The sequence below is a fragment of the Companilactobacillus hulinensis genome (assembly GCF_003946555.1).
GTDB lineage: Bacteria > Bacillota > Bacilli > Lactobacillales > Lactobacillaceae > Companilactobacillus > Companilactobacillus hulinensis.
In genome coordinates, this window is record NZ_RHOO01000009.1 from 1 (window position 1) to 20090 (window position 20090).

A 20090-nucleotide genomic window follows, 5' to 3' on the forward strand; every position below is an offset into this window, starting at 1 on the left:
GTCTACTTCACTCATCCATATACATCCAGTGAGCGAGGAACCAATGAGGTTCACAACCGCATGGTACGAAGAGATTTTCCAAAGGGAATCTCTCTCGATTTGGCAACCCCTTCGGAGGTTGCACAAACAGAAGATAAACTAAACAATATGCCTCGTAAAAATACTGGGTATCAGACACCGGCTGAGCTATTCAATGAAGAATGTGCTTAATTACTTAACTCCATTAACTGAAATCCCCTTGGTATCAGTATTTTAAAAAGTGGCTAACTTGTTCTTGCAATTTGCGCTTGTTAAATTAATAGACGTGGTTTAATATTTTTAACAGTGTGTTTACAATAAATTACGTTGGAGTTTTGTATGAAGGAAACAAAAAAAGGTAGCATTAAGGGCTTGCTACCGCTAGTTGTATTTTTGATCTTGTATGCCTGGACGGGAATTGTTTCAGGTAAATTTGATAGTATGCCATTGTTGGTGGGAATGATTATTGCGTCAATCGTTTCATTCATGATTTCTCCGCCGAAAGGTACTAAGAAACTATCATTTGCGAATAAAGTCATGACTTTTTGTAAGGGTGGCGGTGAACCAACTCTGATTATGATGGTCGTGATTTTTATCTTAGCGGGAGCCTTTCAAGGTGTGGCCTCTAAGATGCATGCTGTATCTTCAGTTACTAACTTAGGATTAAGTATTTTGCCATCAAATATGATTTTACCGGGAATCTTTGTTATCGGTTGTATCTTGAGCTTTGCGATGGGGACCTCGATGGGGACGATTACAGCGTTGATGCCGGTTGCTGTTGGTGTTGCGACCAAGACCGGCGTTAATCCTGCTTTGATGGCAGGAATTGTTGTTGGAAGTGCGATGTTTGGAGATAATATGTCGTTTATTTCAGCGACAGCCATTGCTTCCGTTCAAACTCAAGGGGTTGAACAGATAGAAAAATTTCGACTAAATATCATTACTTATATTCCAGCACTTATAATCAACGTAATATTGTTGGCGTTATATCCTATTAAAACAGTTGTTTTGACCGGCTCATACAATTGGAATTTTGTTGATTTGATACCGTATATTTTGGTTATTGTATTATCCTTAGTTGGATTGAACGTTATGCCAGTTATGCTAGTCGGTATTTTGTCGGGGGTAGTTATTGGTGTGATTCACCAGGACTTTGATCTGATTGGTTCGATGCTGTACATTCAAGATGGGATGGCCGGCATGGAAGATATTGCTATGATTTCGATTGTAGTTGGTGGTTTGGTTGAAATTATGAAGTATCTCGGTGGAATCCAGTGGTTGATGGATACTTTGGGTAAACAAACTAAGTCCAAACATGGCGCTGAGTTCTCGATTGGTGCATTAGTAACCTTGCTGTGTGTTGCCACGACCAATAATACAATTGCAATTATCACCGTTGCCCCTTTGGCAACTGAAATAGGTCGTAAATTCAAATTATCTCGTGCACGAGTTTCGACACTGTTGTCGATGTTTGCGACACATGTTCAAGGGCTTATTCCCTACGCTGGACAATTACTGGTTGCCGGTGGGATGGCTAAAGTTTCACCGATAGCTGTTGTTCCATGGGTTTGGTACTGTTACTTGATGATTATAATGAGTTTGTTGTTTGTCTTTTTGAACTTTCCGAAGGTTAAGGTTACTTCTGAAAGTGGTTATGATCATTTTGAGGTTGAAGAGGAATAAGAGAGCGTGATAAAACACGTTTAACTTTCGAGCATTAAGGCAAATAGGGGCTGTAATCCGATTTTGGATTACAGCCCCTATTTGATTTAAGCGGAAAAAGTTGTGTTTTTTCACGCGTTTACGCTGCAAGTTAACTGAATTCTATAGTTACGTCACAGTTCATTCTACTTTTCATAAGAAGCAATTGAATCAAACAAATACTTAACAAATGCCTCACGGTCAACATCTTCCAATACTTTGATGTTGTTATGTTCTTCCGCATAAATCCTACGGTCAGGATAAGTCATGCCACGGAATTGATCATCAGATAGTGAGACATCAATGGAATAATTAGTACTCTTAGTAAATAATTCTGGTGCGATCAAGCTCATAACGGCACATGCATCATGAACGGGAATCTTTGTCATACCTTTAGCAAGTTCAGCGGATGAATAGAATCCAAGGATTGAACTTGCCATGACGCCGACTTTGCCGAGATCTTTAATATGTTTGATCTCGTCCATCTTCATATAAGCTTTGTCCTCAGTTAGATTCAAGCCAGATAAGGTGATTGGTAATCCAGAATCGAAAACAATTTTCATAGCTTCAGGATCGACGTAAGCGTTGAATTCTGCGGCAGTTGTGATGTTACCTTGCAATGTTGAACCACCCATGATGTAGATGTGTTCGATGTTTCCCATTACTTCAGGAAAAGTCTTCAGTAACAATGCAATATTAGTTAATGGGGCAGTTGCGACAATGTTCACTTTTTCGTCACAATTAGAAATCTTGTTGTACATGAATGTAACGGCGTTATGGCTTGCCAAAGGATATTCAGAACTCTCTTCAGGGAAGTCGTAACCGTCCATACCGGTTTTACCGTGAATTTCACCGGCAGTTTCGATTTCTTTAACTAATGGTTCAGCTTGTCCAGATGCTAATTCGGTGTTGGCATCTAGAAATGTTAGTAGTTTTTTAGCATTAGCGGTAACTTTTTCGAGTCGAACATTACCACCAACAGTTGTTACACCAATCAAATCAGCCTTTTCAGGATGTGCCAATAGAACTGTCAAAGCAATTGCGTCATCGATTCCAGGATCACAATCCATAATTACTTTAGTCATTAAATAAGTACCTCACTTTTTGTCTGTTTTGAGTTTTTCAGGTAGTTTCTGTAGGGCACGAGTGAATCCTAATCGTTCGAATGCCCCTAAACTTGAAAGGATCTTTTGGTCATTTTCTTTCATAAATTGATCAATAGCACCTTTTAATTCCGTTGATTTGGGAAGGAGAATGATTTTCTTTAGTCGTGAATCACTAGAAACTTGTACACGTTTAATGAGATCTTTCTTTTCCATATTCTTGAGAATATTAGTTGCGGTCGAACGGCGAATGTTGAATTCAGCCTCAACGTCCTTTTGAAAAATATCTTTTTTTTCTGGCAAACTAGTCAAAAAGTCTATTATTTGCACTTGCGTACCAGTTAGATTATATTTAGACGCGAAATCATTGATACTGCGTGATATTTCATTTGAAGCGACCTTGATCAGATGGGCCACATTACTTGTCATGATAAGCCTCCCTTGAGACAATGTATTACATTCAAATTATAGCATGTGGAAATGATGAATTGTGGAAAGGACGGACAAAGATGGAATTAAATGATGAATGGTTCAAGCAACTAGACATAGGGAATGTCGTAGATTGGAAGAGTGTTTCCGGAGGAGATATCAATCAGAGTTTTGAACTCACGACTGAAGATTCCAAGTATTTTTTGAAAGTACAACCAGATAATGACGGCAGCTTCTTCAATCACGAAGTTGAAGGACTGGAGCTTATCGGATCCGTCGTTAATACTCCTAAGCCAGTTAAATCCGGAACCGTTGATGGAAATGGTTATTTGCTAACTAATTATCTTGAATTTGGTGAAGGATATGATGGTGATCTTGGTAAGATGGTCGCCAAGATGCATAAGAAACATAATGATAAGTTCGGGTTAGATCATAATATTTTGAATGCTAAGAATCCCAAAATCAACACGTGGCAAGACGATTGGGGAGTATTCTTCGTCAAGCAACGTCTAGAAGTGTTGGTCAATGAAGTTAAACATAAGCGCTATTGGAATCAGTACCGCGAAGATTTGATGGTGCAATTGGAAGAGAAAATTTTGGATTTCTATTCACAACACAAAGTTGAGCCAAGCCTATTGCACGGTGATTTGTGGAACGGAAATGTTGGTTATGAAGCAGATGGATCACCAATTCTGTTCGACCCAGATGTGTTCTATGGTAATCGTGAAATGGATATTGCCATGACATTGTTATTTGGTGGCTTTGGTCGTGAATTCTATGAAGAATACGCTAAGGAGTATCCACTTGAACTTGGTTGGGAGAAACGGATACCTTGGTACCAGACTTATTATTTGTTGGCACATTTGAATTTGTTTGGTGAAGGATACGGTACTAGTTTGGAAGGTGCTATGCGTAAGGGGATTGAGTATTAGATTTGTTTTGAAAAAGAGAGCTACTTCTTTGTTTGTTTATTAGAATAGAGAGGTAGTTCTTTTTTGATGCGTAATTTACTAATAGGTAGTTCTGGGGAGGTCGGTCAATTGGTTTTAAATATTAATGATGATTTAAGAGGTCTATTGTTAGCAGCTAATTTAGGTCGAAGTCGAGATCATCCATTTGCTGGGTGGAATATCTTGAATATTTTGTACAGTAATCGGGATAGCATAAATATCCCTCAAACACTTGGCTTCATTGTTGAAAGATATAATGCCGATTATTTAGATAACAAAATAGAGGAGAATCAGATAACTGATGCAGTTTTGAAAAATGTTTTAGGTATATTGGTCGAAGAGGCCAAGTTTATCGAAGTTTTACCTCGTAAGGTACGTGTTCGTATGGCTAGTGGAAATTACCATATGCAACAGGCTTCAGTATATCGAATTACCAGTAGAGGGATTGAATACTTAGCCATGATTCCCAAAATACTAGACGCTGAAAGTACCGTGACCGCCAATACGGCTCGAATCAAGGAATTCCAAGAATTGATTTCAAAGCTGAATCAGCCATATCCTGACACATCTAATACTCAATTGTTCAATGATTTCAATAATATGGTTTCGGCGTACTCTGATGTGATGAAGGGTATGCATAAACTCAGTCAGGATCTGGATGAAGTTGCTAATGACTTAGCGTTTAATCACGGTGGAGAATTGGCAGAGCACCTTAATGAGATGCTTCAACAAAGAGCAATGCCAGCGTATAAGCAATTATTATCTCAAATGTCTCTTATTCAAAAACTAAGTAAGAGCAAAAGCCTTCCGGATCAAGTTGCAAGAAGTAGGTATGGTTCTGATAGTCTAGAAGTAGATCAGGCTGTTAATAATCAGATGAAGCTAGCGCTGAATACGCAAAGAGATAAAAAGTATGTTTATAATCAGTTACAAATATTAGCAGCTAGTTTTGATCCAACCACTACGGCAATCGATAGTAGTTATGATTCAATTTTTCTTATTTATACCACAGTGATGAGTGCCATTCAGTTATTGAGCACTGAATATGATCACATAAATCGGCAAACTGTAGATATTAAGGAGTTAACAACACAGATTGATCAACTGTTGACACATTATCAAGATATCTCGGTACCCAAACAGATTCCAAGACATTTAGCTCAGGATCGATTGGTGGCTAATCCCGCGGATTTATTAGAGGCTGATAAATTGGGACCAGCAGTCTATCAAGCTGATGCTGTGAATAGACGTGTTGCCACTTCGGCGGATAATCCAATTATTGCTGATAACGATGTTGTTAAGGAGAATGGACGTGATGCATTGAAGGAATTTAAGCAATTAACAATGGTTAATTCAAGTACCGGTCGTGTTGACCATGATCTGAAATTGACTTCAATTATTGCACGTGATGAAATCATGCGTTTGTATAGTGCTACTGGATATAATAATTACAAGAGTTTTGCCCCCTTTGGTAGACCAATTCAAGAAGTAACAGCAATTCCTACTACGGGGCCAATTTGGTTACACTGTCAAACGGAAGAATATAGTGTTCGTTTACCAAGTGGATTCAATTTTGTATTTAAGAAATGAGGTCAAAAATGGCAACGAAGTTATTTAATAGCGAACGTTTAATTATTAATCAATTAATTGATACAGGTATATTCGCAAATAGTATGAAAAGTATCTCAAAAGAAATGGCTGAGGCAACTGAATCTTTAAAAAAGACCGTTGTCCAACAAAAAGTTAATAATTATCTACATGGTCTAATAGGAATCTATCCGGAGAGTATCCAAGAGAATTTGTTATTGCTGATTGGTTCAGAGTTTGAATCTCCCGAAACGGTTCATGTATTGTTGGCAACTTTGAAGGCTGTGATCAACCTGCCAGAATTGCAAGATGAAAGAACTGATCGGGATGTTTTGACCCAGACAATCGTTAGACAGGTTCATAGTGAGGTTACAGATTTGGATGAAAGGGAAATTCATAGATTGATCACTACATTATTTGTAGATAGATTCAAATTGTTTACCGTAGATCACCCAGAATTCATTGATAGTGAACATAATCAAGAAATTTCAGAATACTGGAATGTTGATCCTAATTTTAATTTGATTGCACAAGGAATTGTCGACCAGTTGACTAGCAAGAACAATATTGTCCTGAACGACACACAAAGAGTTAATCGTGCTCTACTAATACATAGATATATCAGCGCCAAAAGATCGCCATATTTGTGGGATATCTTGTTGAATAAAAAGGATAAGATTGCTGAGCAATGGGATAATTTAGATCGATTTTATTTGGAATGTGGTGATGGTTATGCTTTGTTGCTAGATAAGAAGAGACAGCAGGTCAAATCAAAGCCTGCGGTAGTGGCAATTGAAGTGGCTCATAGAATTCATTCAGGTATTTCAGAATCAGAATTGAATCAGGAAATCAAAGTAATTTCAAAAGAGTTCTTTCCGAATAGTAATATTGGTTTGAGTCTTGTTAAAGACGCATTAAATGATTTTGGGTTAATTAATATCAGGAATGGTTTTGTTTTTCCGACACCAATAATTGCACGGTTTGTATCCAAAAAACAGTCAGTTGAGGAGCATTAAGTATGGATAGAGATATATTAACACCAGTTAGTTTTCATTTAAGAAATTTTAATAATTATCAAAGCTTGGATATGCCGGCGTCAACAAATGGTAATTTGACGTTAATCGGTGAGAATACAGCCGGTAAGACGACATTAGCCAATTGCTTCTTCCCAATGTTGATAGATGGATCCATTGCTACGCCATCGTTTAATCCGGCTAAAGGAACAAAAGGGTTGGGTAAATCCACTACTCGTAACAGTTCTAATGATTCTCGTACGTTTGAAGGGATGTTGCTTGGTTGGGGCAGTGGTTCTATGAAAGTTAGAACTGGTTATAGCTACATGTTGATGAGCTCACCATCTAGGCAAGTCATTGTAGGAATAGGTGCACATCGAGCTGCTGGTGAAAATAAGAAGCCAACATGGTGGTTTGTGGCAATTAGCAAGAATACGAAAGATAAGTTAAATATAAAAACAACCGATAAGTCGGGAATAAGTCTCGAAAAGGACGAATTCATTGAAGCAAATGAGAACATCAATGCTGATTTTGAAGTTTTTTCAAACGTAAGTGAGTTTCAAAACTGTGTATCTGAAAAAGTTTATGGATTCGTTGATACGAAAAATTTGAATCAGTTGGCAATCACCTATAGACTTCTGGCATCACCAATACTAACTGCTGGTAATGCAAGTATCACGCCAATTCTTGAGGCAATGAAGAACGCTCAAGAAGGTATTGATAACCAGATGATCGATTCAGTTGCCTTCTCACAACGAGAGGTTAACAAGAAAAATTTGACTTTTGAGCGCTTGTCTCGAGCAGAAGAACGATTAAATAGAATTAAGACAGAAATATTTTGGAGAAACTTGAATCATTTGAATGATATAACTCTTGAACCATATTCAAAAAAGAATCGCGAATTAAGTTCTCAAGAGAGTCTTAGAGATAATAATCAGCGTAAATTATCTGAACAAATTGAGCAGCTTGAAAAAATTCATCCATTGTTAGAACAGGCAAAAATGGATGTTCAAAATCTTCAGGAAAAGATGGCTAGACAGCGAAATATTGAGGATCAGCGCAATATTAAGCAGGATATGGTGGCTTTCCTAACGAAACAACTAGCTAATTATGAAAACTTAGAGGCGGAATATAAACAGCAACAAGTGGAGTTGCAAAATGTTCAACAGGAACTTGATCAATTAAATAAGAATGCTGAAAACGTTAATCGACAAATTATTCCGTTAAAAGATAGTGTTAGTGCAGCTGCAGCTGATTTGAGTAGTTTAAAGGAACTTATTAAAGACAAAGAAACATCAGAATTGATTTCATCTATGGAAGACTATTTACGAAAAACAAAAACGCTGATTACAAAATATAAAAATATCGAAAAAAGTCAAAGCCGATTGACTGCTGATATCGAGATAGTCTCTGAAATCCGTGAAAACATGGATGGAAAGATTGATTTACGTGTAACTAGTTTGATGTCTGGTAAAGTCAGAGCAGGCTTGCATCAAGACAATATGGACGTCCATAATGCTGGTGCGGCAAAGATGAACATTCATTATACGGAATTAGAACAGAAGAGATTGAATTTGTTAGCAACACATTCGGATCTTCAGAGTTTCCTGGATAGAAAAGATTTATTGGCAGATTTGTCAGATACGTTGGATAAATTAAGACAATTGCAAGGGATCATGAATGATATTCAATCTAAAACAGTTCGAGTAACTGATAAATTTCAATTTGCTAAGAATGCTAAAGATGAGTCAGGACGCAAACTGCAAGATGATTATCAAGACTTTGAAGTAGCTGATCAGAAGAAGAAAATTAATGAATTGCAAAAACAAATCAACGAGTTAGTAATTGATAATGAACTAGAAAAGAAAATAACTGAGGCCAATAATAAACAAGCGCAGTACCAACGCTCTGAAGATGAATTTAATAAGGATAAAATAGAAACACAAACTGATATCAATAATTTGAATCAAAAGATTGCAGAACTGCATTTGACCTTAGAAGAGTTAGCTACACGGACGGAAAGCAATCTTAAAACCTTAGCTCCATATATGATCAAAGGTTATGAGCTTGATAAGATTACTGAAACATTGAAATTCGTGGATCAAAATCGTAATCAAATCAAAAATCATAGCTTTGGTGATTTATCTGATAAGATTGGCTACAATATTCGTCATAGTGATGTAGACGGCAAGCCTGATCGTTATGCGTTAGATGCAATTTTTGAGGAGCGTGGACATGCCATGATCGCCAGTTCAATGAGGCAACAACGCTCAATCGATAAAAACGATTTAAGAGTTGTGTCATTTGATATAAACGAAGCTCAGAAATTAATATCAGAGGACAAAGAAGCTGTTTCCAAATCATTGGAACAACTTAATACCGGTAATGAGGCAGCACAGTTAACTTATATGGGAGCCGCAACGCATCAGATTTCAGAACAATATGATTTGGTCGACGAATACAATCAAATTTTGGCTCATGGAGTTCGTCAATCGCAGGGTATTCAATTAAAGGTATCTTTGCATCCAGTGAATGTTGATGAACAGGTTATTGAGGAAGCACGGAACAGCGACTTGACTAAAAGACCAGCATTATTGAAAGAGGTTCAGAAGCGTTTGGAGAGATTGGCAAATGATATCAATATTGCTGAAGATGATGATCAGTTTATGGAAGCGGCACACCAGTTGTTAGATATCCGTCAGTGGTCATAATTCCAAGTGTGGATACATCGTAAACAAGCCGCAGATGGTGAATTTGAATTAGTTGATGATAACTTTGTTCAATCTGGTGGATCTGGAGCAGAGAAGGCACAAGCTATGGTTTTGCCATTATTGTTGGTTCCTAAGATGTTTTTACAGAGATCAAAGAAAGTTGATTCACCACACATGGTGATGTTTGACGAATTCGCTGATAAATTGGATCCTGATACAGCTAAATCATTTGCTAGAACAATTGATAACTTTGGATTTAGCTTTATTGCAACAATGCCAAGTGGCGCACAAAATAAAATTTTGGCAGACGGAGTTGAAAACATTGCATATGATGTAATTGCTCCAAAGAATAGAAATGATGGTAAGTTCCATAACAATACTGTTCGTGAAGCCATGATCTGGCGAGAGGAATAAGATGAGTCGCTATACTGAAATGTACAAGAATGAATCAGGTAATAAATTACCTGAAAATGCTGAAAAGTTAGATGTTCTATTTGACAAGATCAATGCTGGTATTCAGTTGCCACCTCGTGGACAACAAGCAGTGGATCTGGGATTCACAGCACATACTCTGAACGATTCTAAAGAGAATCCAGTAATTTATAAGTATTATCAGTGGATCTTGAAACATTTTTTTGATGATAAAAGAATTGATGAATTAACTTCGCAATTGATAGGAACATCATTTATTAGTGCTAATATTTTTCAAACGAATCTTCCACAGCCAGTGACACTGAATCCTTGGCAAGTTGACTTTATGTCGAATATTCCTTTTATGAATCAAAAAGCTATTATTGTAGAAAATAATGGAGTATTTATTTGGCTGCATAAACTTCATCCTCAATGGCCACTGATTAACCAATCAGGGAACGACTTCAATGAATCATACAATAAGTTATTGAAATATTTAGCTGATAAAAATTTGAAAATGACTTATTTGGGAGATTTAGACAGTGAGGGAATTCGCATTGCTGACAGAGTATCTAAAATAGTAGATCAGGATTTGTTTTCTATTCAAACACCAGAACGAGTTGTTGACTGGCTTATGAGGTTTGGTAAGGAAGATATCCATAGAACTGAAGGAGCACTTGTTGAAAATAAGATTTTAAAAGAAGAAATGACATCGATTTATGTGTTTAAAAGATTTGTTGAACAGGAACAGCTGATTGGTGAATATGAACCTTTAATTGAGCAGTGGCTAAAAAACATATCTGTGGATTAGAACCAATAAATGACACCATAAATATAATTATCACTTTTATGTCTACCTTAATTTTTACGAGAAGCTATTTTTGTAATAAATAGTGTTCTAAACTATAGTGAGAACGTAAAGAAAAAGTAGGGGGATACAGAGAATGACAAGAGTATTGGTACTTGGTGCTAACGGAAAGATTGCCCGTCGAGCAACACAAATATATTTGGATTCAACTAATAATAGCTTGAGATTGTATTTGAGAAATCCCGCAAGATTACGTGATATTGATAATAGATTGGTTGAAATTGTTGGTGGAGATACTACTGATGAGGATACATTGGTCGAGTCAATGAAAGACGTTGATGTTGTTTATGCCAACTTAGCTGGTAGCAATATCAAAGAACAAGCCGAAACAATCGTTGAAGCAATGCATGCAACCGGATTGAAACGCTTGATCTGGATTTCAACATTAGGTATTTATGATGAAGTACCTGGCAAGTTCGGTGAATGGAATAATAAGACACTTGGCAGCTACATTACAAACTATGCTTCAGCCGCAAAAGTTATTGAAGATTCAGATTTGGAATACACAATTATTCGTCCAGCTTGGTTAACTGATAAGGACGAAGTGGATTATGAGACTACTCAAAAAGGTGAAGCCTTCAAGGGTACAGAAGTTTCACGTAAGTCTGTTGCTCAATTAGTTGTTGATATTACACAAGCACCTGACAAGTTTAACCGCGAGTCAATTGGTGTTGATAAACCTGGTACTGATGGGGATAAACCTGCTTGGTATTAGTTGATGTAGAAGTTTGATTGAAGCATGTCCTTTTGGATGTGCTTTTTTTAATTGCAGCTTATTGTCCCATTATAACTAATACTGTCCCAAACGTGATATAATGTGACCAATGTAAGGAGGAATTGGTATGAAAAAAGAAGATGTACTCAATTTAATCAAATATCACTATGAAGATAAAAATCGAGAATTTAAAGATCAAGCTATAACTATTGCTAGAGATTTTGATAGATCAGGTGAGTCACAACTTGCACAATATATTATGGGTTTGTTGTCACAATCAGATAGATTTGTTCCTCAGATTAATGATATTAGTGAAAACCTTACACTTATTGAAACAAATACTGATGCACTACCACTTCCTACGACAATATCTAATGATCTAAAGGGAATAATAAATGCAGTTAATCATAATATTGGTATTAATAAATTTTTGTTTGCTGGATCTCCAGGAACTGGGAAAACAGAAAGTGCAAAACAGATAACAAGATTATTGGGTCGAAAGCTATTGATGGTTAATTTTAGTGATTTGGTGGATAGCAAATTAGGCCAAACGTCTAAAAATTTAAATTCATTATTTAAATCAATTAATGGTATGCCCTTTTTGAATCAGTATGTATTTTTATTTGATGAAATTGATGCAATAGCATTAGATAGGATAAATCAAAATGATATTAGAGAAATGGGACGAGTTACTTCTACTTTTTTGAAATCATTAGACACCCTTAATCCTGAGGTAGTAATGATTGCAACTACTAATTTATTTGATGAGTTGGATAAAGCATTAGTTCGTCGATTTGATGCAACTATAAATTTTGATAGATATACTGATCAAGATCTGTTAGAGGTCTCTGAAAGTATTTTAAATGATTATTTGAAACAGTTTAAAGGTGTGACTAGAGATACGAGGTTATTTAAAAAAATAATGAAGAGTAATACTAGTAAATTACTTCCAGGAGATTTAAAAAATCTAATAAGAACTTCATTGGCCTTTAGTGATCCTGATGATCCCAATGACTATTTAAAACGTTTATTGAAGGGGATTCATAGCGGAAAATCACTAAACATTGAAGAATTATATAAGTTGGGATTTACGGTTAGAGAAATAGAGGTTTTAACGGGAATTTCAAAAAGCAGTGTTTCCAGAGAATTGAGTGAGGGTAAATCATGAATAATGTACTAACACTAAATGGGAAAAGATTCATGCAGCGAAACAGAACTGCGAATCGTATGTCAATGTCAGTGCCTAGGGATGCGAAAGTTAATTATTCAAAGTTAGTTAATATACATAATTCATTATTGAAGGTTCAGAATTTTTGGAACGACAATAATCTTATCGATGGTGTATTAATTAGTGCTTACTACAATAGAATAGTAGCGAAGAGTAATAGAATTAATGGATATTTGAAAATCGATAGTAAAAATACATCAAATGATTCAATTGTAGGGGCAAAGTTCAATAAAGATAAAAATCAACATATAATTACACATTACGTAGCCAAAAATACCTTAGAAAATACAATAAAGAATTCTGAAAATGTTTTAAAAGTATTCAAGTTATTTTTTTCAGATGTAGTAATAAATAAAGAATTGTTTGATACTACTGCTACTTTTGACTCTATTCCATATGAAAAATACGACATTTCTAAAACTACATTTAAACAATATATTCGGGATGCTTGTTTTGTTGATAACTTTGGAATAGAAAAAATTGATATTAAGAATATTCAAAATTCCATTATTACTTTTTATGATATTGGTGTGGATGTAAGCAAACTGTTGAGTAAAATTGGTATCAATATTACTACGGAAAGTATCTTAAATAGTACGACTGTATTACTGGATGACAGGAATGTAAACTTGCTTTTGGGTAGAGCTCCATATTTGATTTCTATGGCGGTTGAGGATTTTTCAAAACTATCACATGATGATTTTGAAAAATCTATAGAAGATATAAATACTGCTATACCATCTCCTACCAATGAGCCAATTGTTGGTGTTATTGATACACTTTTTGAACAAAATGTGTACTTTGGAGAATGGGTGGATTATCACGATATGATATCTGAGAATATTCCCAAAGAATCTAGCGATTACGAACATGGGACGGCAGTCACATCCTTGATTGTTGATGGCCCCAATTTAAATAAGAATTTGGATGATGGATGTGGGAGATTTAGAGTACGCCATTTTGGAGTTTCTTTACATTCAGGATTCAATTCATTTTCAATTATTAAACAAATTCAAGAAATTGTATCTCAGAATACTGATATTAAAGTATGGAATTTATCGTTGGGTTCTTCCGATGAGGTTAGATCAAACTTTATTTCAGCAGAAGCTGCAGTTCTAGATGATATTCAGTTTGAATATGATGTAATATTTGTTATAGCTGGTACTAATTTTAAGATGGTAAATAATCACAGGAAGAAAATTGGAGCTCCAGCAGATTCGTTGAATTCAATAATAGTTAACTCTGTTGATTTTAATAATAATCCGGTAGATTTTTCAAGAAAAGGAATCGTCTTATCGTTTTTCATAAAACCAGATGTCTCATATTATGGAGGAGGTAATGGCGATTTTATTAATGTTTGTAAGCCTTTGGGAGCTGAACAGGTAGCCGGAACAAGTTTTGCTGCACCCTTTATTAGTAGAAAACTAGCTTATTTAATTTATATTATGGGTTTAAGTAAAGAGGCTGCGAAGGCTTTAATAATTGATTCAGCTATTGGTTGGAATGATAAAAAAAGTTTTGAGGAACAAACATTACTGGGTAACGGTATTGTTCCAATAAAAATTAATGATATTTTATCAACCAAGGATGACGAAATAAAATTTATTGTGACAGATATATCCGAAAAATATGATTCATATAACTATGATTTCCCTGTACCGATATTTAAAAATGAATTTCCATATGTTGCAAAAGCCACAATGTGCTATTTTCCCAAATGTTCTAGGAATCAGGGAGTCGACTATACTAATACTGAACTAAATTTAACATTTGGTAGATTAAAAGAGGACGGGATTGAACCAATAAACAAGGACAAGCAAAATGATGATGATGCTCCCGGTTACATAAGGGAAAATTCTGCTCGTGCGATATATAGAAAATGGGATAACGTTAAACATATTGCAGAGACGTTTACACCAAGAAAAAGATCCAAACCCATTGTGAATAAATCAAATCCACAGTGGGGGATGAGTGTCAAAACGATAGAGCGTTTGAAAAAAAGAGATGGTCAAGGAGTAAGATTTGGGGTTGTGGTTACTCTAAAGGAACTAAATGGCGTCAATAGAATTGATGATTTTATAAATCAAGCTCAATTGAGAGGTTGGTTGGTTAATCAAATTCAAATTGATACGCAAATCAAGCTATATAATAGTTTAAGTGAAGATATAACATTTGATTAATATTGTAAGTTAATAAAAGCAGTTGTCGGAATTTTTTTCGACAACTGCTTTTATTTTTGTATTATTTCTCTGTATCGTAAATTACGAGTTTTTTTATTTTGTAAGCCCATTTAAAATAATACTCTTTTTTAAAATGTTTAAACAAAATACTATTTACAATTGTTATACTTATTTGGCTAGATTAAATTAAATACCTTAAAAAATTTAAAATTTCGACTCAATGGATTGATATAATTATAGATGACAGAAAATGACTTTAGAGGTGACAATTTAATGGCAAAATATAGTGCAGGATTAGTCTCAAGATCCTTTTGGTATAATGAATTTTCTCAATATATTGATTTGATAAATAGTGGTAAAAGTTTTGATGATATTAAAGCTATGTCTGTAGAGGATAATTATTTTAAACAAAGCTCTAAGGACAGATCTATACGTATGTATCAAACTATTAAAATGAGGATAGATACTTTAGATAAGAGTTATCTTGAATTATTTCCATCTTTAAATATGTCGAATCAAAAGATAGTTAATTTAGTTTCAATAATGAACATGGACAAGCTATTCAGTGAGTTTATGTATGAATCGTTCAGAGATGAATTACTATTAGGAGACTCTAAACTTTATGATTATGAAGTTCAATCATTCTTTGATCGCAAGCAGGCAGAAAGTGATCAAGTTGCTGGTTGGACAGATGAAACAGTATTAAGGCTTGCAGGATCATATTTATCCTTTTTAAGAGAGGCTGGGCTTCTTGAAGACAAGGGTGAGTACGACGATGTGATACGGCCTTTAATAGATATTAGATTACAGGATGTTATGAGAGATCAAAATGCAAATGTAGCTCTAGCATCATTATTGGGGAGATAAGATGACTGATACTAATACAAAATTAGAACATTTAAGAGATAAGATTAAAAATAGTGACTTCCAACATAGTAGAGGATTATCTAATGAAGTTTCTTATTATATATTGGCATATGATCCTAAAGATGAACCAACTGTTTCTGAAGATATAATTAATATGAAGGATCAATTAAACAAAGAAACGGTGGGCGTTGATATTATTGAATTCAATGTTTATAAGATCATGTGGGAACTTATTGATGATATGGGAATTCATGATGCAGTCATTGATATGGAATCTGAAGATGGAATTGATTATTTGGCTGAGCAATTGAATAATGCTTTTGAAATGACTAATTCTGACAACAAATTTGTAAAATATATGGAAGCTAAATTAAATGGTAAAACCGATGTCGTAGTTTTTGTAACAGGAATTGGCCAAATCTATCCATTGATTAGAGCACATAAAATTTTGAATACTATGCATCAGATTATAAGTGATATTCCGGTGGTACTATTTTATCCGGGTAAGTACGACGGCCTCAGCTTAAGCATGTTTGGCGAAGCAAAAGAAGATAATTATTATCGTGCATTTCAAATTAACTAAATATAGAGGAATTAGCAATGCAAATTAAAGACGTATTTTCGAAACCGATTAATCGTAATATCAAAGGTGTTATTACAATTGGTGATGATCAAGATGCTAACATCAAACAGGAACTTGAAGAATATGTTGTTACCAGAGAATTGGAAACACATTTTAGAAAGTTTTTTGGTGCATATTCCAAGAGTATCAATAATGACACTACTAATATGGGAGTTTGGATTTCAGGTTTCTTTGGATCTGGTAAGTCTCACTTCTTGAAGATTCTGTCTTATCTACTAGAGAATCGAGAAGTTGATGGTAAACGTGCGATTGATTATTTCTTGGATGATAGCAAGATTAAAGATCAAATGACGATTAATGATATGGAATTAGCTACGACAGTTCCTAATGACGTCATGCTATTTAATATTGATTCAAAAGCTAAGGATAGAAATAAATCCGAAAAAGAAGCAATTTTAAATGTATTTTTACAAGTGTTTAATGAGCAACAAGGATTTACTGGAACTAACTTTTGGATTGCGGATATGGAACGTAAGTTACTTGAAGATAGCCCTGAAGAATATGAGGCATTCAAGAGTAAGTTCAAGGAAATAAAGGGGACAGACTGGATTGAAGCTAGAAATAGTTTTGCCTTTAATCTTGGTGCAATTAAAAAGACACTTATTGAAATTGGCTATATGAATGAAGAAGATGCCTCAGGATTAATTGATCAAGTTAAAACTGTATATCCTATCAGTGTCGAGAGTTTTGCCAAGATGATTAATAAGCATATAGAGAAGCAGGCCGATGATTATCATATGGTATTTTTAGTTGATGAAGTTGGTCAATATGTTGGTGACAGCCCTAATAGAATGTTGAATTTGCAAAGCATTGTTGAAGATCTTGGTACTTATACACACGGTAAGGCCTGGGTTGTTGTTACCAGTCAACAAGCCATTGATGAAGTTACTGATAATTTGAAGGGACAAGACTTCTCTAAGATTCAAGGACGCTTTAACACACGTATCGCTATGTCTTCAGCCAATGTAGATGAAGTTATTAAAAAACGTTTATTGGCTAAGACTGAAGATAGTAAGACAGAATTGGAACAAGTTTATGTTAAAGATCAACACAGTATCAATAATATTTTGACGTTTGATGGGGATGTAGAACGTAAACGTTATGATAGCCCAGAGACCTTTGCTGATGTTTACCCATTTGTACCTTATCAATTCAATCTTTTACAAGATACTTTGACTGCCATTCGTGAGAATGGGTCAGATGGTAAACATTTAGCTAATGGAGAACGTTCAATGCTAGCTGTTTTCCAAGAATCAGCACAATTGTTAGAAAACCGTGAATTAGATACGATTGTTCCATTCAGTATTTTCTTTAATGGTTTGGATCAGTTCCTTGATCATACTCACTTAATTGTTATTAAACACGCAATTGATAATGATGTTATTAATCCTAACCACGAAGATAATCCATTTGCTGTTCAAGTTCTAGAAACATTATTTATGGTCAAGTATGTTTCAAATTTTGATGCTACATTGAATAACGTCGTTACTCTAATGATTGATTCCATTAATACTGATAGAACGGAATTAGAAAGCAAGGTCAAAGATGCCTTACGTGTATTAATGAATCAAGAATTAGTTGAAAAGACAACGCATGGATATGAGTTCTTAACTGATGCAGAGCAAGATATTAGTAAACAAATTAGTCGTAAGAATGTTGACTACAGTGAAATTTCCAAAGCAATTGGTGAGTATTTGACCAAAGACATTAGTAGGAATTTTGTATATCCTAAGCTCAATAAAAACTATACATTTAATTTCGATCGTTTCGTCGATGAGCAACCTATCGGACAAGTTAATAGTGCATTGAGCATTAAGTTGAATACCATGGAGGGTGACTTCAATAGGGATGAGATTCAGTTGAGAAGAATTTCATCATCACCAGATCAACCTCAGGTAATTGTTGATTTCCCTGCAGAAGGACAGTATGTTGATGATCTTAGACAAGCTTTAAAAATCCAAAAATATCTAATGGATATTAATAATCAGCCAACGGATGAACGATCAAAACGTATTATTGATTTGAAGAGTATTGAACGTAATACACTTAATGATAAAGCCCGTGATGAGATTCGTGATGCTCTAAAGGATACTGATATCTATGTCCAAGGTGAGAAATATGAAGTTTCAGGAAAAGATTTTAATAAACGCCTAGAAGATGCTCAGACCTTATTGGTCGATGAAGTTTATCGTAATCTCAGTTATATTGATGTTCCAGAAGATGATAGATCCATTATTAACTTGTTTAAAAAAACGGATGGAATGAAATTAGATACAGGCGAGAATGGACAGGCATTACAAGCGGTTGATGATCAAATCACACGAATGGTTTCTGGACATAATAGAGTTTCTCTCAAGTCTATTTTGGATAAATTTACTGGTATACCATTTGGTTATCGTGATATTGATATTAAATGGTTGGTTGCAAAGTTATTCATTGATGCGAAGATCAAGGTGTATGTTCAAGGAACAGTCCTAAGTTTGAGCACAGCTGTCGAACCAGTTAAACTTGCCGATTACTTTACAAAAAAATCCTATATAGATAAAGTCCAGATGGAACCTAGAAATGCCATAGATCCTAAGGTCAAAAAAGATTTTCTTGAAGTCGCAGATGAGGTTTTCAATAAGAGAACATTCATTAATGAAGATGATGATGCTCTAGTAGATGATTTAAAAGATAATGTTAAAAATGAATTAGATACAGTTGATTCCTATTTGAGAGAGGATTCCTATTATCCAGGTCAAGATATTTTACAAACCGGTCGAGATTTAATTCAACCATTGAATAGATCTAGACAAGGTGGATTAGATTCTGATGCATATTTCAAATATATCAGTGACAAGAAGGATCAGCTTCTTGATTGGTCTGATGATATGGATGAATATGGAATTCGTGAATTTTACAAGAGTACCAATCAAAAGGCAATTTGGAAAAATGCTCAAGGTAAGTTGAATATATATGATAATTCAAAAGAATTCTTTAAGCACAATGAAGTAAAACAAATTGTTGATAAAATAAGTAATATTATCAATTCTAATAGACCACAAGGTAAGGTTCAGGAATTGAATACTTTGGTCACCGACTTCAACAATGCATTCATGGTAGAATTTGAGGCAAGTTTACATGACACTAAGGGAATTATTAATGCCAACCGAAATGATGCTTTAGAATATGCCGCAAAGAATGATGCAAGTGATGATTTTGATGATAAGATTAATGGTATTTTTGATCAGTTGATTAAGAATGCTGAAGATTCCAATACGCTGAATGATGTAGTGGCTATTTTTCCAGCGGCAGCTGGTACTCGTAAATCCGTTATGCTGGATCAAATTGATGCATTTGTTGCAAAACGCGAAGCTGATAATATCCAACGGCTGGAAGTAAAGGTAGACAACAAGGACGTTAGTGAAGAAAAAGGAACTAGTAGCTCGGTTGATACCACAAAGGTCACTGTCAAAGATCCAGTTCCAACTGTGACTCCGAAGCAAGTTAAACATATTAATATTAACGATCTATCAATTTCTCGTTCATGGAGAATTCAGAATGAAGAGGATATTGATGTTAAACTGGAGTTATTGAAAAAGGAATTATTAAAACAGTTACAAAATAACGATAGTGTGGATATCGAATTGTAAAATAAAAGAGTCATCCGTAATTGGATGACTT

General features: G+C 35.0%; 16 protein-coding genes. 14 read left to right on the forward strand and 2 right to left on the reverse strand.

All coding sequences use genetic code 11. The annotated features are described in order from the left end of the window. Together EKM66_RS12535 and EKM66_RS06210 are read left to right on the forward strand one after the other, a co-directional pair. On the forward strand, positions 1-210 hold a 210-nt coding region (locus tag EKM66_RS12535; RefSeq protein WP_404811460.1), incomplete at its 5' end, for a transposase. Between the two features lie 147 nt (positions 211-357). Continuing rightward, a complete protein-coding gene (locus tag EKM66_RS06210; protein ID WP_125762694.1) occupies positions 358-1701 on the forward strand; it encodes a Na+/H+ antiporter NhaC family protein in 1344 nt (447 codons plus the stop codon). Between the two features lie 164 nt (positions 1702-1865). Here the strand turns inward: EKM66_RS06210 and EKM66_RS06215 are convergent, their stop codons facing one another. Further along, positions 1866-2804 carry a nucleoside hydrolase gene (locus EKM66_RS06215; protein ID WP_125762696.1) on the reverse strand — a complete coding sequence of 313 codons (939 nt, stop codon included), beginning with the start codon at positions 2802-2804 and terminating at the stop codon, positions 1866-1868. Between the two features lie 12 nt (positions 2805-2816). Beyond that, on the reverse strand, positions 2817-3251 hold the full coding sequence (locus EKM66_RS06220; RefSeq protein ID WP_125762698.1) for a MarR family winged helix-turn-helix transcriptional regulator: 435 nt from the start codon (positions 3249-3251) through the stop codon (positions 2817-2819). 80 nt (positions 3252-3331) lie between these two features. On the opposite strand from EKM66_RS06220, the gene EKM66_RS06225 reads away from it, so the two are divergent. The 12 genes from EKM66_RS06225 to brxC all read left to right on the forward strand — a co-directional run bounded on the left by EKM66_RS06225 (position 3332) and on the right by brxC (position 20059). After that, complete coding sequence (locus tag EKM66_RS06225) at positions 3332-4183, forward strand: fructosamine kinase family protein (protein WP_125762700.1); 852 nt, start codon at positions 3332-3334, stop codon at positions 4181-4183. 108 nt (positions 4184-4291) lie between these two features. After that, positions 4292-5791 (forward strand): hypothetical protein, encoded by a 1500-nt coding sequence (locus tag EKM66_RS06230; RefSeq protein ID WP_125762703.1) that lies wholly within the window; start codon positions 4292-4294, stop codon positions 5789-5791. Positions 5792-5799: 8 nt separating this feature from the next. After that, a complete protein-coding gene (locus EKM66_RS06235) occupies positions 5800-6804 on the forward strand; it encodes a hypothetical protein (RefSeq protein ID WP_125762704.1) in 1005 nt (334 codons plus the stop codon). A gap of 2 nt (positions 6805-6806) precedes the next feature. Next, positions 6807-9512 carry an ATP-binding protein gene (locus EKM66_RS06240; RefSeq protein WP_125762706.1) on the forward strand — a complete coding sequence of 902 codons (2706 nt, stop codon included), beginning with the start codon at positions 6807-6809 and terminating at the stop codon, positions 9510-9512. Positions 9513-9518: 6 nt separating this feature from the next. Further along, complete coding sequence (locus EKM66_RS06245) at positions 9519-9926, forward strand: hypothetical protein (protein ID WP_125762708.1); 408 nt, start codon at positions 9519-9521, stop codon at positions 9924-9926. A gap of 1 nt (position 9927) precedes the next feature. Beyond that, a complete protein-coding gene (locus EKM66_RS06250; RefSeq protein ID WP_125762710.1) occupies positions 9928-10734 on the forward strand; it encodes a DUF2399 domain-containing protein in 807 nt (268 codons plus the stop codon). 133 nt (positions 10735-10867) lie between these two features. Beyond that, positions 10868-11506 (forward strand): SDR family oxidoreductase, encoded by a 639-nt coding sequence (locus EKM66_RS06255; RefSeq protein ID WP_125762712.1) that lies wholly within the window; start codon positions 10868-10870, stop codon positions 11504-11506. Positions 11507-11633: 127 nt separating this feature from the next. After that, positions 11634-12674, forward strand: a complete 1041-nt coding sequence (locus EKM66_RS06260) for an ATP-binding protein (protein ID WP_125762715.1) — start codon at positions 11634-11636, stop codon at positions 12672-12674. Beyond that, positions 12671-14914, forward strand: a complete 2244-nt coding sequence (locus EKM66_RS06265; RefSeq protein ID WP_125762717.1) for a S8 family peptidase — start codon at positions 12671-12673, stop codon at positions 14912-14914. The genes EKM66_RS06260 and EKM66_RS06265 overlap by 4 nt, the downstream gene beginning before the upstream one ends. 273 nt (positions 14915-15187) lie before the next feature. Next, positions 15188-15781, forward strand: coding sequence for a DUF1819 family protein (locus EKM66_RS06270; RefSeq protein ID WP_164505066.1), 594 nt, complete (start codon positions 15188-15190; stop codon positions 15779-15781). Between the two features lies 1 nt (position 15782). Next, positions 15783-16364, forward strand: a complete 582-nt coding sequence (locus tag EKM66_RS06275) for a DUF1788 domain-containing protein (protein ID WP_125762721.1) — start codon at positions 15783-15785, stop codon at positions 16362-16364. 17 nt (positions 16365-16381) lie between these two features. Beyond that, on the forward strand, positions 16382-20059 hold the full coding sequence (gene brxC, locus EKM66_RS06280; protein ID WP_125762723.1) for a BREX system P-loop protein BrxC: 3678 nt from the start codon (positions 16382-16384) through the stop codon (positions 20057-20059). The last annotated feature ends 31 nt before the right edge of the window (positions 20060-20090 follow it).

Bases quoted from the DNA above. Each gene is read 5' to 3' on its own strand.
- EKM66_RS06210 (WP_125762694.1), top strand. From the start codon at position 358: ATGAAGGAAACAAAAAAAGGTAGCATTAAGGGCTTGCTACCGCTAGTT.
- EKM66_RS06215 (WP_125762696.1), bottom strand. From the start codon at position 2,804: ATGACTAAAGTAATTATGGATTGTGATCCTGGAATCGATGACGCAATT.
- EKM66_RS06220 (WP_125762698.1), bottom strand. From the start codon at position 3,251: ATGACAAGTAATGTGGCCCATCTGATCAAGGTCGCTTCAAATGAAATA.
- EKM66_RS06225 (WP_125762700.1), top strand. From the start codon at position 3,332: ATGGAATTAAATGATGAATGGTTCAAGCAACTAGACATAGGGAATGTC.
- EKM66_RS06235 (WP_125762704.1), top strand. From the start codon at position 5,800: ATGGCAACGAAGTTATTTAATAGCGAACGTTTAATTATTAATCAATTA.
- EKM66_RS06240 (WP_125762706.1), top strand. From the start codon at position 6,807: ATGGATAGAGATATATTAACACCAGTTAGTTTTCATTTAAGAAATTTT.
- EKM66_RS06250 (WP_125762710.1), top strand. From the start codon at position 9,928: ATGAGTCGCTATACTGAAATGTACAAGAATGAATCAGGTAATAAATTA.
- EKM66_RS06255 (WP_125762712.1), top strand. From the start codon at position 10,868: ATGACAAGAGTATTGGTACTTGGTGCTAACGGAAAGATTGCCCGTCGA.
- EKM66_RS06260 (WP_125762715.1), top strand. From the start codon at position 11,634: ATGAAAAAAGAAGATGTACTCAATTTAATCAAATATCACTATGAAGAT.
- EKM66_RS06265 (WP_125762717.1), top strand. From the start codon at position 12,671: ATGAATAATGTACTAACACTAAATGGGAAAAGATTCATGCAGCGAAAC.
- EKM66_RS06270 (WP_164505066.1), top strand. From the start codon at position 15,188: ATGGCAAAATATAGTGCAGGATTAGTCTCAAGATCCTTTTGGTATAAT.
- EKM66_RS06275 (WP_125762721.1), top strand. From the start codon at position 15,783: ATGACTGATACTAATACAAAATTAGAACATTTAAGAGATAAGATTAAA.
- brxC (WP_125762723.1), top strand. From the start codon at position 16,382: ATGCAAATTAAAGACGTATTTTCGAAACCGATTAATCGTAATATCAAA.